The organism is Pseudomonas sp. C1C7 (assembly GCF_013359595.1).
Classification (GTDB): domain Bacteria; phylum Pseudomonadota; class Gammaproteobacteria; order Pseudomonadales; family Pseudomonadaceae; genus Aquipseudomonas.
Genome location: NZ_JABFMP010000002.1, coordinates 182,714 through 196,788, shown reverse-complemented (window position 1 = coordinate 196,788; position 14,075 = coordinate 182,714). Strand labels below are relative to the sequence as shown.

Sequence of the window (14,075 nt, the reverse complement as noted above, 5' to 3'; positions counted from 1 at the left end):
CCTATCAGGCGTTACCTGGCTCAGCATCACCAGATTCGTTATCACCTGCGCTTGGCAGACGAATCGGGCGAACCGGCACTACTGTAGAGATAGCGTGTTTGTAGACCATCTGGCTTACGGTGTTTTTCAGCAGAATAACGAACTGGTCGAAAGACTCGATCGTGCCTTGCAGTTTGATACCGTTGACCAGGTAGATGGACACCCCAACTTTCTCTTTACGTAAAGTGTTCAAGTAAGGGTCTTGTAGCGAATGCCCTTTTGACATGTGCCGCACTCCTTTAAGGATTCAATAATAAAAATAGGTAAACAGATGACTTGTGGCCGTCACACCCCCAAGGATAGACGGCAATTGCAAGGACTCAGCTCAATATGGAGATGGTCCCCAAGTATTTCAAGGCGCGCGGCAGATTGTCGCAATCCAGGCTGTCCAGCCAATGTAAATCAGCCCAACTGCGCAACCATGTGAACTGACGCTTGGCCAATTGGCGCGTGGCGATGATTCCCCGCTCCTGCATCTCGGCCGCCGTCAGCTTGCCATCCAGGTAATCCCAGACTTGTCGGTAGCCTACCGCACGTATAGACGGCAACCCGGCATGCAGGTCACTTCGCTCACGCAGGGCTACGACCTCGTCGATGAATCCCTGTTCCAACATTAAAGTGAATCTTTGTTTAATTCGCTCGTGCAGTACCTGGCGATTTGCCGGGGCAATGGCCAAGTTCGCGACAGTATAGGGCAATTGTTGCCGTCCCGAAGCCGCAGCTTCAGTACTTTGCGCAGATTGTTGCAGGCGCAGGTCAGTCATGCTTTGACCACTGACGCGATAAACTTCCAGTGCTCGACTGAGTCGCTGCGGATCGTTCGGGTGAATGCGCGCGGCAGACACCGGATCGATCACCGCCAATTGATCATGCAGGGCCTGCCAGCCAAGGCGCGCGGCTTCTTCTTCGATCTGCGCACGGACTTGCGGATCGGCTGCCGGCATGTCCGCCAGACCTTCGATCAACGCCTTGTAGTAGAGCATCGTGCCGCCTACCAACAGCGGAATTTTTCCCCGCGACGTGATATCGGCCATCGCTTCGAGGGCATCGCGGCGAAAATCCGCTGCCGAATAGCTCTCCGCCGGGTCGAGAATGTCGATCAGACGGTGCGGAAATTCCGCCAGCAGCTCCTTGGATGGCTTGGCCGTGCCGATGTCCATGCCACGGTAGACCAGGGCCGAATCGACACTGATCAGCTCGCAGGGCAGTACCTTGGTGAGCTCGATGGCCAGATCGGTCTTGCCCGCCGCGGTCGGGCCCATCAGGAAAATCGCGGGTGGGAACTGGCTCATCAACGACCGCGCAAGAACAGTTTGTCCAGATCATCCAGACCCAATTGAGTCCAGGTTGGCCGGCCATGGTTGCATTGGCCGCTGCGTTCGGTGTTTTCCATGTCCCGCAGCAGACCGTTCATTTCCGGAATCGCCAGGCGCCGGTTCGCTCGCACCGCGCCGTGGCAGGCCATGGTCCCGAGCAATTCGTTCAGGTGCGCCTGAATGCGGTCGCTGGTGCCGTATTCCATCAGATCGGCCAGGACGTCGCCCACCAAACGGTTGGCTTCAGCCTGCTTGAGCAGGGCCGGAATCTGCCGGATCGCCAGGGTTTCCGGGCCCAGGCGCTGCAATTCGAAGCCCAGGCGCTGGAACCAGGCGGCGTGTTCTTCGGCGCAATCGGCTTCACGTTGACTGACCGCCAGCGACTCGGGCACCAGCAGCGGCTGGCCGCTCAAGCCTTCGCTGGCCATCGCGATTTTCAGGCGTTCGTACATGATCCGCTCGTGTGCGGCGTGCATGTCCACCAGCACCAGACCCTGGGCGTTTTCCGAAAGTATGTAGATACCTTTGAGCTGCGCCAGCGCATAGCCCAGCGGCGGAATATCGCCCTGCCCGGCGGGCAAGGCGGTCGCGTTGGTTTCGGGCAGCGGCGCGTAGAACTCGCGATAGGCCGCCTGCGCTTCAGCGGCAGGAACCGGGGACTGCGGACGCGGGGTGTACTGATACTGATACCCGCCACCTGAACCCGCGCCCGACGGCGTATTGAAGGAAGGTTGCGCCTGCGGCTGCTCCAGAAGCGCATTGGCCGCCAGGCTCATTTCACCCTGGGGTCCGAACTCGCCAGCCTCCAGACCCGTCGGCCGCACGATGGCGGTCGCAACCGGCGCGGCCAGCTGATCTTCAGGCCGCACATCACCCAACGCGCGATGCAGGGTGCCATAAAGGAAGTCGTGAACCATGCGCCCTTCACGGAAGCGCACTTCGTGCTTGGTCGGGTGCACGTTGACGTCGACGCCGGTCGGGTCGACCTCGAAAAACAGCACGAACGTCGGGTGCCGGCCATTGAACAGCACGTCGCGATAGGCCTGGCGCACCGCGTGGGCGACCAGTTTGTCGCGCACCGCACGGCCGTTGACAAAGAAATACTGCAGATCCGCCTGGCTGCGGTTGAACGTCGGCAACCCGACCCAACCCCACAAATGCAGGCCATTGCGCTCGATTTCGATCGGCAGCGCCTGCTCAAGGAAGCCGGGCCCGCAAATTGCCGCTACCCGTCGGGCACGGGCGGCATCGTCACGGGCTTCGTGCAGGCTGAGGATGGTCTTGCCGTTATGGCGCAAATGGAACGCCACGTCGAAGCGTGCCAGGGCCAGGCGCCGAATCACCTCCTGCAGATGATCGAATTCGGTTTTTTCGGTCTTGAGAAACTTGCGCCGCGCCGGGGTATTGAAAAACAGGTCGCGTACTTCGACGGACGTCCCCACCGGATGCGCGGCCGGCTGGACCCGGGGCGACATTTCGCGACCTTCGGTTTCGACCTGCCAGGCCTGATCGGCATCGCGGGTACGCGAGGTCAGGGTCAGGCGCGCAACGGAGCTGATCGATGCCAGCGCCTCGCCGCGAAAGCCCAGGCTCATCACCTGTTCGAGGTCTTCCAGATTGCGGATTTTGCTGGTGGCGTGACGGGCCAGGGCCAGAGGCAGGTCATCGGCGGAAATGCCGCTGCCGTCATCCCGCACCCGCAGCAACTTGACGCCGCCCTGCTCCACGTCGACATCGATACGCCGGGCGCCGGAGTCGAGGCTGTTTTCCAGCAACTCCTTGATCACCGACGCCGGACGCTCGACCACCTCACCGGCGGCGATCTGGTTCGCCAGCCGTGGGCTGAGCAGCTCGATGCGAGCACTGTTGATCACGGCCTCACTCATTCCTTGGCCGCCAGTTCCGTACCCGGAATGGTCAAATGTTGACCTACTTTGAGCTCATCGCTGGAAAGTTTGTTCGCGCTACGCAGCGCAGCTGGCGAGATCTGATAACGCACGGCAATCATCGCCAGGGTTTCGCCCGGGCTCACCCGGTGGTCACGCGGCCCCTGGGCAATCTTGCCGGAGTCGCGCAGCCAGGCGATGTAAGTGCCCGGCGGCGGGTTCTGCTGGAAGAACTGGCGCACGCCGCTGCTGATGGAACGCGCCAGCGCCTGCTGGTGGCTCGAAGCGGCAAGCTTGGAGGCTTCGTTGGCGTTGGAGATGAACCCGGTTTCCACCAGGATCGACGGAATGTCCGGCGACTTCAGCACCATGAACCCGGCCTGTTCGACCCGCTGCTTGTGCAGCGGCGTGACCCGGCCGATGTTGCTCAGGACTTTCTGGCCGACGTTGAGGCTGGAGGTCAGGGACGCGGTCATCGACAGGTCCAGCAGCACGCCAGCGAGCATGCGGTCCTTGTCATCGAGGCTGACGTTGCCGGCACCACCGATCAGGTCGGAGCGGTTTTCACTGTCGGCCAGCCAGCGCGCGGTCTCGGACGTGGCGCCGCGATCGGACAGGGCGAACACCGAAGCGCCGAAAGCGGCAGTCGAAGGCGCGGCGTCGGCGTGAATGGAAACGAACAGGTCGGCGCCCTTCTTGCGGGCGATCTCGGTACGTCCGCGCAGCGGGATGAAGTAGTCGCCGGTACGGGTCAGTTCGGCGCGGAAGCCTTTCATGCCGTTGACCTGACGCTGCAATTCGCGGGCGATCTGCAGCACCACGTCTTTTTCACGCTGACCGCGAGAGCCGGAAGCACCCGGGTCTTCACCGCCGTGACCGGCGTCGATCACCACAATGATGTCGCGCTTGCCGGCCGGTGCCGGTGGCAGCTTGATTGCCGGCTCCGCAGGCGTGACCGGCACCGCCGGAACAGTGGCCACCGACGGGCTTGGCGCAGGCGGTGGCGCGGCATCCGCCGGGTTATCGAACAGGTCGACCACCAGTCGGTTGCCGTACTGGGCATTCGGGGCCAGGGAGAAGCTTTTCGGCGTGACGGCCTTTTTCAGGTCGATGACCACCCGCAGGTCGGTCGGTGTGCGCTGTGCGGAGCGCATCGCCGTGATCGGGGTATTGGCGCTGTTGATGTTCAGCGGCGCGCCCAGGGTGGCGCCGTTGATGTCGATGACCAGACGATCCGGGGCCGTCAGGGTAAAGACGCTGTGTTGCACGGGGCCGCTCAGGTCGAACACCAGTCGCGTGTTGTCCGGCGCCCGCCACAGGCGCACGCTGTTGACCTTGGTCTCGGCCATGGCGTCTACGGTTACAGCCAGAAACAACACCCCAACGGCAGCAACCAACGCGCGAAAGCGCATACCTAACCCCATCATCTATATAGATTCCAATGCCAAAGCGGCACACCAGGACTCGCCACGCGAACCCTGGGACAAAATTTTCAGCGAACGCCCGCTGTCTTGCGGGCTAATGGTAATGGTCAGGTCGGGCTTTGGCAAAAAGCCTGCACCTTTATCCGGCCACTCGATCAGGCACAGGGCGTCGTCTTCGAAATAGTCGCGGATACCGAGGAATTCCAGCTCCTCCGGGTCGACCAGACGGTACAGGTCGAAGTGGAAGGCGCGAATGTCGCCGATTTCATAGGGCTCGACCAGGGTAAAGGTCGGGCTTTTCACCGCGCCGACGTGCCCAAGCCCCCGAATAATGCCCCGGGACAGGGTGGTCTTGCCCATCCCCAGGTTGCCCTCGAGAAAAATCAGGCCGTGCCCTTTCGTGATCTGTGCGATACGCGTGCCGAACGCGGTCATCGCCTCTTCATCCGCCAGGTACAGGGTTACTTCAGACACGGTGCATGCTCCTCCAACAACTGACGAATGGCTGGTATCAGATCACTGGCCGCCAGCCCACGGCCGAATTTACCTTGTTGCTCACCGGCATTGGCATGCAGCCAGACCGCCAGGCAGGCTGCGTCGAAAGCCTCCATGCCCTGGGCCAGCAGCGCGCCGACCAAGCCGGCGAGCACATCACCCAAACCCGCGGTGGCCATGGCCGGGTGCCCCTGATGACATACCGCCAACCGTCCGTCGGGACTGGCGATCAGGCTGCCGGCTCCCTTTAGGATCACGACCGTCGAGTATTTTTTGCTCAGCGCATGGGCGGCGGCCGGGCGATTGGCCTGAATTTGGGCGGTGCTGATACCGAGCAGTCGCGCCGCTTCCCCGGGATGCGGCGTGATCACGCAATCCCTGGGCACATTCACCCGTTCTTCGGCCAGCTGGTTCAGCGCATCGGCATCCCAGACTTGCGGCAACGGTGCGTTGGCGGCTGCGGACAACAGGCCACGCCCCCAGGCAGCCTGTCCAAGGCCGGGACCGACGACCAGCACAGAAACTTTTTGAAGCAATTCCATCAGCTGATTGGCCGACGAAGTCCCCAGCACCATCGCTTCGGGGATTCTGGCCAGGGCGGCGGGCACATGCTCGCTGCGAGTCGCCACCGAGACCATGCCCGCGCCGCTGCGCAACGCACTTTGCGCGCTCAGCAGGATCGCCCCGCCCAAACCGCGATCACCACCGATCAGCAGCAGATGGCCGAATTTGCCTTTATGGGAGGTCGGTGGCCGGGCGGCCAGGCGCGGCAGATTGCCGGAAGTCAGGCGCAGCGCGCTGATTGGCGAAGCTTCTAGCAGTTGCGGATCGGCGTGCAGGTCGTTGAAAACCAGCTCCCCCACTACATCCGGCGCATCGCCGGTGAACAGGCCCAGTTTCAAGCCGATGAAAGTGACGGTCAGATCGGCCTGCACTGCGCAGCCGAGGATGCGACCGGTATCGGCGCACAGCCCGGAAGGGATATCCACCGCCGCGACCGGCAGGCCACTGGCGTTGATCGCGGCAATCACACTGGCGTAGGGCTCGCGCACCTCGCCGCTCAGGCCGATGCCGAGCAAGGCGTCCAGCACCAGGCCGCGCAATTCGGCTTGCACCGTCCAGGGCTCGATGGAAACTTTTTCCCCCAGGGCTTCGGCATGGGCGCAAGCCGCGTCACCGCGCAACAGTTGCGGATCGCCCGCCGCCAAGACCCGTACCGTCCAACCGGCACGCTTGGCCAGCACCGCCACCAGATAACCGTCGCCAGCGTTATTGCCGTGCCCGGCAACCACGGTCAGTTCGTTCGCCGCCGGCCACTGGCGCACCAGCGCGCGCCATGTGGCCCGCGCGGCCCGCTGCATCAATTCGAAGCCCGGCGTACCGGCCGCAATCACGCTCGCATCCAGTGCTCGCACTTGCGCGGCGCTGTACAGCGCGTCGGGGAAATCATCTTTAGTGTGCGGCATGCGTCTTCGGGCTCCGATGTCTGGCAGAATTATACGCACCTCAGCTCCCGGTTTCTCTCGCCTCATGCCCGCCATTACCACAGACCTGCCCGCCCTCGCCCAATCCATCAAGGACTGGGGCCGCGAACTGGGCTTCCAGCAAGTCGGCATCAGCGGCCTGGACCTGGCCGAACACGAGCAGCACCTGCAACGCTGGCTCGAGGCGGGCTACCACGGCGAAATGGACTACATGGGCGCCCATGGCAGCAAGCGCTCGCACCCCGAAGAGCTGGTACCGGGCACGTTGCGCGTGGTTTCGCTGCGCATGGACTACCTGTCGGGCGACACCCAAATGGCGCAGCTGCTGGCCCAACCGGAAAAAGCCTACGTCTCGCGTTATGCCTTGGGCCGCGATTACCACAAATTGATCCGTAAACGCGTGCAGCAACTGGCAGAAAAAATTCAGGCGCAGATCGGCCCGTTCGGTTTTCGCGCCTTCGTCGACAGCGCTCCGGTGCTGGAGAAAGCCATTGCGGAACAGGCCGGCCTGGGTTGGATCGGCAAGAACACCCTGGTCTTGAATCGAAAGGCGGGAAGTTATTTCTTCCTTGCCGAGCTGTTCGTCGATTTGCCACTGCCCGTGGACCCGCCCCACGCCACTGAACATTGCGGTCGATGCAGCGCCTGCCTGGACATCTGCCCGACCAATGCCTTCGTTGGCCCTTATGTGCTGGATGCCAGGCGCTGCATTTCCTACTTGACCATCGAGCTCAAGGGCGCAATTCCCGAGGATCTGCGACCGTTGATCGGCAATCGGGTATTCGGTTGCGATGACTGTCAGATCGTCTGCCCGTGGAACCGTTTTGCCCGGCCGTCCGGGGAGAGCGATTTCAAACCACGGCACAACCTGGACAACGCCGATCTGGCCGAATTGTTCATGTGGGATGAAGACAAATTTCTCGGCAGCACCGAAGGTTCGCCGTTGCGTCGGACGGGTTATGTGAACTGGCTGCGCAATCTGGCGGTGGGGCTGGGCAATGCGCCGTCGACGATTCCGGTGATTGAGGCTCTAAAGGCCCGCCGCGATCATCCTTCGGAAATGGTCCGCGAACACGTCGAATGGGCCCTCAAACAACACGGCCTCCTGTAGGAGCGAGCAGGCTCGCACACAGAGAAACATCAGGCTTCGTCGTTGTAGACGAACTTGGGCATTTCCCAGTGGAAACGGATCGCCAGCAAGCGCAGCAGGAAGCCGCCGAACAGCGTGATCAGTAGCGCCTGCTCGCTCGGCACGTTCAGATACAGGCAGAGCATGTAGCACCAGGCCGCCGCGAAAGAGACGCTGGCGTAGAGCTCGCGACGGAAGATCAGCGGAATGTCGTTGCAGAAGATATCCCGCAGGATACCGCCGAACACCCCGGTGATCACCCCGCTGACGGATGCGACCAGCATGCCGTGGCCCATTTCCAGGGCGGTCATGCAGCCGATCAGGGTGAAGGCCACCAGACCGACGGCGTCGAGCACCAGAAACAGCGAGCGCAGGTGGCGCATCCAGCGGGCGGTAAACACCGTGAACATCGCCGCGATGCTGGTCAGCACCAGGTATTCCGGGTGCTTGACCCAGGTCAGCGGATAGTGACCGAGCAGCACATCCCGCACCGAACCGCCGCCCAATGCCGTGACGCAGGCGATCAGCACCACACCGAACCAGTCCATGCCGCGACGGCCCGCGGACAGGGCGCCAGTCATGGCTTCGGCGGTGATGGCGATCAGGTAGAGCATCAACAGCATGGTGGCGATCCTTGCGAAAAAGGCGCGCAGTCTACGCATTTCACCACTGGGTTGTGTAGGCGCTGCCGAGGGGGGCGATTTTTTAGATCAAGATCAAAAGATCGCAGCCTTCGGCAGCTCCTACAGATCAGAACTTGATGAAGTGCTTGCGGTAGTGCTGCAGCTCGGCGATGGATTCGCGGATGTCGTCCAGGGCCAGGTGGGTGCTGCCCTTCTTGAAGCTGTCGCGCACGTCCGGCGCCCAGCGTGCCGCCAGCTCCTTGAGCGTCGAGACGTCGAGGTTGCGGTAGTGGAAGAAGCTTTCCAGGGATTTCATGTGCGTATAAAGGAAGCGACGGTCCTGGCAGATGCTGTTGCCGCAGATCGGCGACTTGCCCCGTGGCACCCACTTTTCCAGGAACTCGATGGTCTGGGCTTCGGCTTGCGCCATGCTGATGCGGCTTTCGCGCACGCGCTGGGTCAGGCCCGAGTTGCCGTGGGTGCGGGTGTTCCACTCGTCCATGGTGGCCAGGACTTCGTCGCTGTGGTGGATGGCGATGACCGGACCTTCGGCCAGGGTGTTCAGGTCACTGTCGGTAACGATGGTGGCCATTTCGATGATGACGTCGGTGTCCGGGTTCAGACCGGTCATTTCCAGGTCGATCCAGATCAGGTTTTGCGAACTTTGCATGTGTCGGCTCCTAGGCAATGCTGCGCAGTTTAGCCTAGGCCGGTGGCCGGGCGTGCTAAACTCGCGGCCGTTTTACCTAATCGCTGCATTCTTTCAATACGGAACACCCATGGCCAAACGCCAACTCAATCGTCGCCAAAGCTGGCGCATCGAAAAGATTCAGGGCGAACGCGCTGCCCGCGCCGCCAAACGCGAGTCCTCGGCTGTCCAGGCACTGGAGGGCGGTGATCTGGGCCCGGAACAGCACGGCCTGGTGATCGCGCACTTCGGTGTGCAGGTCGAAGTCGAGGCCCGCGATGGCGAACACGCAGGCCAAGTGTTCCGTTGCTACCTGCGCGCCAACCTGCCGGCGCTGGTGACCGGCGATCAGGTGGTCTGGCGTGCCGGCAACCAGGGCATCGGCGTGATCGTCGCGCAACTGCCGCGCCACACCGAACTGTGCCGTCCGGACAGCCGCGGCCTGCTCAAGCCGGTGGCGGCCAACGTCGACATGATCGTCATCGTGTTCGCGCCGCTGCCCGAGCCCCACGCCAACCTGATCGACCGCTACCTTGTCGCCGCCGAACACGCGGGCATCAAGCCGCTGCTGTTGCTGAACAAGTACGACCTGATCGACGAAAATAACGCCCCGGCGCTGAATGCCTTGCTGGGCGTCTATCGCACCCTGGGTTATCCGGTGCTGGAGGTGTCGGCCCACCACGGCAACGGCATGGAGCTGCTGCAACAGAAGCTGGACGGACGCATCAGCGTGTTCGTCGGCCAGTCCGGCGTCGGCAAGTCGTCGCTGGTCAACAGCCTGCTGCCGGACGTCGAAACCCGCGTCGGGCCGTTGTCCGAGCTGTCCGGCCAGGGCACCCACACCACCACGACCGCGCGTTTGTTCCACTTCCCCGGCGGCGGTGAGCTGATAGACTCCCCGGGCATCCGTGAATTCGGCCTGGGCCATGTCAGCCGTGCCGATGTCGAGGCCGGTTTCATCGAGTTCAACGACCTGCTCGGCACCTGTCGCTTCCGCGACTGCAAGCACGACCGCGAACCCGGTTGCGCCCTGCTCAAGGCCCTGGAAGACGGCCGCGTGCAGCAACAGCGGATGAACAGCTACCGCTCGATCATCGCCAGCCTGCCGGAGAATGGCTACTGAGCCTTGGTTTTAGAAACGAAAAAGCCGCGATGATCTCGCGGCTTTTTCGTTTCTGAATGCATTCCCCCTGTAGGAGCTGCCGAAGGCTGCGCCTACAGGGAAAGCGTCAAGGCTGCTTCGGCGCCTCACCCGGCTTTGGCGGCGGGTTGTCGAACAGGTTCAACCGCTCGCGCAGCTCATGGGCCGGCAACGGCTCCTTGTCCGCCGGCAACGCGTTCGGATCGGCAGGTGGCGCAGCCGGTTCTGCGCCCGGTGTTGCCGGCGGCGTCTGCGGAGCCGGTTCCGCGCCTTGCGAACCTTCGATGGCCCGCTGGGCCTTCTTGGTCAGCACGATGATGTCGATACGACGGTTGACCGGATTGAACGGATGCTCGCGGTCAAACAGCGCCGACGATGCATAACCCACGACCCGCGCCACTTGCTGATCCGGATAACTGCCCGCCACCAGCGCACGGCGAGCGGCGTTGGCGCGGTTGGCCGAAAGCTCCCAGTTACCGAAGTCGCCGGTGCCGCTGTACGGCTTGGCATCGGTGTGACCGCTGATGCTGATCTTGTTCGGCACCGCCTTGATGGTGTCAGCCATGGCCAGCAGGATGTCTTCGAAATACGGTTTCAGACGCGCAGAGCCCGAGTCGAACATCGGCCGGTTCTCGGCGTCCACGATCTGGATGCGCAAGCCGTCCGGGGTGATCTCGAACATGATCTGGTCTTTGAACTTCTGCAGCTGCGGATTCTCTTCGACCTTGTTCTGCAATTCCTGCAGCAACAGTTCGAGACGCTCCTTCTCCACCATCTCGGCCATGCCTTCGACCTGTTCGGCGTCGACCGTGACCTTGTCCGGCTGCGGCTGGGACTTCACCTCGGGGTTGAGGGTGTTTTCCGGCGCCAGGGTCGGCGTGCCGCCCAGGTCGATGATGTAAGGCGTGCCGCTTTCGGAGAAGCCGATCGGGTCCTTGAAGTAACCGGCGATGGCGATCTTCTGCTCCGGCGTTGCGGTGGACAGCAGCCACAACACCAGGAAGAACGCCATCATCGCCGTGGCGAAGTCGGCGAAGGCGATTTTCCAGGCGCCCCCGTGATGCCCGCCGGCGATGCGCTTGACGCGCTTGACGATAATCGGCTGGTTATTTTCCATGGAGAGTGCTCTGTCTCACAAATACTGTTCCTTTTTGACGGTGTCTGTTGTCGCCATACGGCGTTGCCGCTCCTCGCCATAGCGAGCTATGACTCGTCGCGGCGCCTTGTCTGGCGACACCAGCCACTCGCCAAAAAAGGAACGTATTTGCGAAACAAAGCACTATCGACCGCGAACCGCTTGTTCCAGCTCCGCGAAGCTAGGACGGTGCGCCGGGTACAGAACCTTGCGCCCGAACTCCACGGCCAGCGACGGCGGCATGCCGGAAGCCGAAGCCACCAGCGACGCCTTGATGGCTTCGTAGATGTTCAGTTCTTCCTTGGCATCGTGGGCCAGGGAATGGGCCAGCGGGCCGAAGAAGCCGTAGGCGGCGAGAATACCGAAGAAGGTACCTACCAGTGCCGCACCTACGTGCAGGCCGATGGACTTCTGGTCGCCGTCGCCCAGGGAAGCCATGGTCACCACGATACCCAGTACCGCCGCAACGATACCGAAGCCGGGCATGCCGTCGGCGATGCCGTTGACCGCGTGGGAAGGATGCTCCAGTTCTTCTTTGAGGCTGTACAGCTCCATGTCGAACAGGCCTTCGAGTTCGTGGGGAGCCATGTTGCCGGAGGACATGATGCGCAGGTAATCGCAGATGAACGCGGTCATGCGCTCGTCTTTCAGGACCGAAGGGTACTTGGCGAAGATCGGGCTCGCGGCAGCATCTTCGATGTCGCCTTCGATGGCCATCATGCCTTCGCGACGACTCTTGTTGAGGATCTCGTAGATCAGGCCCAGCACTTCAAGATAGAAGGCGTGGCTGAAACGCGAACCGAACATGCTCAGGGACTTCTTGAGCACGTGCATGGTCATATAGCCAGGGTTGGCCTGCAGGAATGCGCCTAGGGCCGCACCACCGATGATCATGACCTCGAAGGGCTGGATCAGGGCGGCGATTTTGCCGTGGGAAAGCACGTATCCGCCGAGCACGCTCGCGAATACGACGATGATGCCGATTATTTTAGCCATAGGTAGGGGAGCACTTACTGAGTCGGGTTCAAGGTCATATTCGGAAGTTAATAAATCTCTTCTTCTACTTATCGGCAAAACTGCGCCAGACTAAAGGCAGTTCAGGCGAAAAGCCAATTTGACCCACTCTGGGCCCCGGGAATGCTGACGATGATCGCCTCCAGACATGGCTAACGAAACCAACGCTGCGACTCAAAAACCGACAACCCTCGAAGGTTGGGTCAAACTTCTGGATGGCGTGCGACTGCCGATTCCCCAGGCCAGCCACGACCGTGTCTGCCGGGCGATCCGCGACAGTCGCAGCTCGTTGCGCAACATTGCCGAACTGATGCAGGACAGCCCCGCCCTGGCGCTGAGCATCTTTCGCGAAGCCAACCGGCACAACCACGGCAGTTTGAGCGAGCCTGCGGAAAACCTCGAAGTCGCGATCAGTCGCCTGGGCCTCAAGCGCACCGAAGAGTTGCTCGAACGCCTGCCCGCCGTGCCCCAGAACGAAATCCCCAAGGCCCTGCGCCAACTGCAGATGATCAGCCAGCACGCCACGCAACAGGCCAACGGCTTTTTCGCCAGTCGCCTGGCGCGGCTGTGGCAGGACATCCACTGGGGCAGCCTGCTGTTTCTTTCGCCATTGTGGCCATTGGCGCTGACCCATCCGCAGTTGCTCGAGGACTGGGAGCTGCGGGTCATCCATAAGGGCGAGTCGGCACGCAAAGTCGAAAAACAGCTGTTTGGCGTGCGCCTGCTGAAAATCGGCCTGGCGATGGTGGACCTCTGGCGCCTGCCGATCTGGGTCCAGCAGGGTTACAAGCTGCTGCTGAGCGAGCAACGGGAACTGGTGAAAGTGCTGCGCATCGCCCGCGACAGCGAACACCCGCTGCGCCAGCAGAACCGCCTGGACGAAGACCCGACCCTGCGCACCTGGCTCAATCAGCCGGCCAACACCGTGCTGCTGGCCAACGGACTGGCGCTCTCGGCGCAACAGGCCTGGGACAGCCCGCACAGCCAGCGCTGGCAGTATCTGACCAGCCTTTATCTGCAAATTTCGATGGACGAGGTGCAACAGCAGTTGCACCAACAGGCGGCCAACAGTGCGCGTCACCACGCCATGCCCGACCTGTGGCACCCCGCCGTCGCGCTGCTCTGGCCATGGGGCACGAACCGGGTCCATGCCGGCCTGCTGCCGGCCGCGGCGCCTACCGCCGAAGACCTGGCCAAGTGGCGCAGCCAGTGCGCCGAACTACTGGTCGAACCGAGCCGCTTCACCAACGCCATGCACCTGACCACCTCGGCCCGCGATGCCCTGATTGCCTGCGGCATGCGACGGGTGATGATCCTGATGGCCGACCGCACCCACGCCAACCTGCGGGTCCACCAGACGGCGGGCCTGCCAAAGGAAGCCGCCGGCCTGAATTTCGTGGTCAGCCAGAGCAACGTGCTGCAACGTTTGCTGGCGCAACAGGCGCAGGTGCGGATCACACCGGACAACAACGCGCAATTTTCCGCGCGCCTGCCCAACGGCCTGCGGGCGCAGTTCGGCGGTGAACATCTGTTGATGCGATCGCTGGTCAACAACGGCCGGGTGATCATGATCGTCGTTGCCGATCAGGGTGGCGGACCGTTTTCCGAGATCACCGTACAAGCCTTTGGCAAAACCGCGCAGTGCATCGAGAAGGCACTGCACAGCTTTAGTCAGCGCGGCAAATAAGCCTGCGTTACAAT

The 14,075-nt window shown here is 62.2% G+C and carries 13 protein-coding genes; 3 read left to right on the top strand and 10 right to left on the bottom strand.

What is annotated here, in order from left to right; translation table 11 throughout:
• Positions 1-4 precede the first annotated feature (4 nt).
• The 6 genes from hfq to HNO86_RS02465 form a co-directional block, all read right to left on the bottom strand.
• A complete protein-coding gene (hfq, locus tag HNO86_RS02490) occupies positions 5-265 on the bottom strand; it encodes an RNA chaperone Hfq (protein WP_110966069.1) in 261 nt (86 codons plus the stop codon).
• A 94-nt stretch (positions 266-359) separates the two neighbouring features.
• Positions 360-1,331, bottom strand: a complete 972-nt coding sequence (miaA, locus tag HNO86_RS02485; protein ID WP_175375452.1) for a tRNA (adenosine(37)-N6)-dimethylallyltransferase MiaA — start codon at positions 1,329-1,331, stop codon at positions 360-362.
• Positions 1,331-3,241: a DNA mismatch repair endonuclease MutL gene (mutL, locus tag HNO86_RS02480; RefSeq protein ID WP_175375451.1), complete on the bottom strand. Its 1,911-nt coding sequence runs from the start codon at positions 3,239-3,241 to the stop codon at positions 1,331-1,333. Before mutL ends, miaA begins: the two co-directional genes overlap by 1 nt.
• Positions 3,238-4,668: an N-acetylmuramoyl-L-alanine amidase gene (locus HNO86_RS02475; RefSeq protein ID WP_175375450.1), complete on the bottom strand. Its 1,431-nt coding sequence runs from the start codon at positions 4,666-4,668 to the stop codon at positions 3,238-3,240. Before HNO86_RS02475 ends, mutL begins: the two co-directional genes overlap by 4 nt.
• Positions 4,669-5,139: a tRNA (adenosine(37)-N6)-threonylcarbamoyltransferase complex ATPase subunit type 1 TsaE gene (gene tsaE / locus HNO86_RS02470; RefSeq protein ID WP_175375449.1), complete on the bottom strand. Its 471-nt coding sequence runs from the start codon at positions 5,137-5,139 to the stop codon at positions 4,669-4,671.
• On the bottom strand, positions 5,127-6,626 hold the full coding sequence (locus HNO86_RS02465; RefSeq protein WP_175375448.1) for an NAD(P)H-hydrate dehydratase: 1,500 nt from the start codon (positions 6,624-6,626) through the stop codon (positions 5,127-5,129). Before HNO86_RS02465 ends, tsaE begins: the two co-directional genes overlap by 13 nt.
• Positions 6,627-6,690: 64 nt before the next feature.
• Between HNO86_RS02465 and queG the strand changes: the two genes are divergently transcribed.
• A complete protein-coding gene (queG, locus tag HNO86_RS02460) occupies positions 6,691-7,755 on the top strand; it encodes a tRNA epoxyqueuosine(34) reductase QueG (protein ID WP_175375447.1) in 1,065 nt (354 codons plus the stop codon).
• A 29-nt stretch (positions 7,756-7,784) separates the two neighbouring features.
• On the opposite strand, the gene HNO86_RS02455 is transcribed toward queG, so the two are convergent.
• The gene (locus HNO86_RS02455) at positions 7,785-8,396 is read right to left on the bottom strand and encodes a trimeric intracellular cation channel family protein (RefSeq protein WP_175375446.1); all 612 of its coding nucleotides are present in this window, start codon (positions 8,394-8,396) and stop codon (positions 7,785-7,787) included.
• Between the two features lie 127 nt (positions 8,397-8,523).
• Positions 8,524-9,066: an oligoribonuclease gene (gene orn / locus HNO86_RS02450; RefSeq protein ID WP_175375445.1), complete on the bottom strand. Its 543-nt coding sequence runs from the start codon at positions 9,064-9,066 to the stop codon at positions 8,524-8,526.
• A 109-nt stretch (positions 9,067-9,175) separates the two neighbouring features.
• Here orn and rsgA point away from each other — a divergent pair, with 109 nt between their 5' ends.
• Positions 9,176-10,207, top strand: coding sequence for a small ribosomal subunit biogenesis GTPase RsgA (gene rsgA / locus HNO86_RS02445; protein WP_175375444.1), 1,032 nt, complete (start codon positions 9,176-9,178; stop codon positions 10,205-10,207).
• A 106-nt stretch (positions 10,208-10,313) separates the two neighbouring features.
• Here the strand turns inward: rsgA and motB are convergent, their stop codons facing one another.
• Together motB and motA are read right to left on the bottom strand one after the other, a co-directional pair.
• On the bottom strand, positions 10,314-11,342 hold the full coding sequence (gene motB, locus HNO86_RS02440; protein ID WP_175375443.1) for a flagellar motor protein MotB: 1,029 nt from the start codon (positions 11,340-11,342) through the stop codon (positions 10,314-10,316).
• A 162-nt stretch (positions 11,343-11,504) separates the two neighbouring features.
• Positions 11,505-12,356, bottom strand: coding sequence for a flagellar motor stator protein MotA (gene motA / locus HNO86_RS02435; RefSeq protein WP_175375442.1), 852 nt, complete (start codon positions 12,354-12,356; stop codon positions 11,505-11,507).
• Between the two features lie 166 nt (positions 12,357-12,522).
• On the opposite strand from motA, the gene HNO86_RS02430 reads away from it, so the two are divergent.
• On the top strand, positions 12,523-14,061 hold the full coding sequence (locus tag HNO86_RS02430; protein WP_175375441.1) for an HDOD domain-containing protein: 1,539 nt from the start codon (positions 12,523-12,525) through the stop codon (positions 14,059-14,061).
• Positions 14,062-14,075 lie beyond the last annotated feature (14 nt).

Bases quoted from the DNA above. Each gene is read 5' to 3' on its own strand.
- hfq (WP_110966069.1), bottom strand. From the start codon at position 265: ATGTCAAAAGGGCATTCGCTACAAGACCCTTACTTGAACACTTTACGT.
- miaA (WP_175375452.1), bottom strand. From the start codon at position 1,331: ATGAGCCAGTTCCCACCCGCGATTTTCCTGATGGGCCCGACCGCGGCG.
- mutL (WP_175375451.1), bottom strand. From the start codon at position 3,241: ATGAGTGAGGCCGTGATCAACAGTGCTCGCATCGAGCTGCTCAGCCCA.
- HNO86_RS02475 (WP_175375450.1), bottom strand. From the start codon at position 4,668: ATGATGGGGTTAGGTATGCGCTTTCGCGCGTTGGTTGCTGCCGTTGGG.
- HNO86_RS02465 (WP_175375448.1), bottom strand. From the start codon at position 6,626: ATGCCGCACACTAAAGATGATTTCCCCGACGCGCTGTACAGCGCCGCG.
- queG (WP_175375447.1), top strand. From the start codon at position 6,691: ATGCCCGCCATTACCACAGACCTGCCCGCCCTCGCCCAATCCATCAAG.
- HNO86_RS02455 (WP_175375446.1), bottom strand. From the start codon at position 8,396: ATGCTGTTGATGCTCTACCTGATCGCCATCACCGCCGAAGCCATGACT.
- orn (WP_175375445.1), bottom strand. From the start codon at position 9,066: ATGCAAAGTTCGCAAAACCTGATCTGGATCGACCTGGAAATGACCGGT.
- rsgA (WP_175375444.1), top strand. From the start codon at position 9,176: ATGGCCAAACGCCAACTCAATCGTCGCCAAAGCTGGCGCATCGAAAAG.
- motB (WP_175375443.1), bottom strand. From the start codon at position 11,342: ATGGAAAATAACCAGCCGATTATCGTCAAGCGCGTCAAGCGCATCGCC.
- motA (WP_175375442.1), bottom strand. From the start codon at position 12,356: ATGGCTAAAATAATCGGCATCATCGTCGTATTCGCGAGCGTGCTCGGC.
- HNO86_RS02430 (WP_175375441.1), top strand. From the start codon at position 12,523: ATGGCTAACGAAACCAACGCTGCGACTCAAAAACCGACAACCCTCGAA.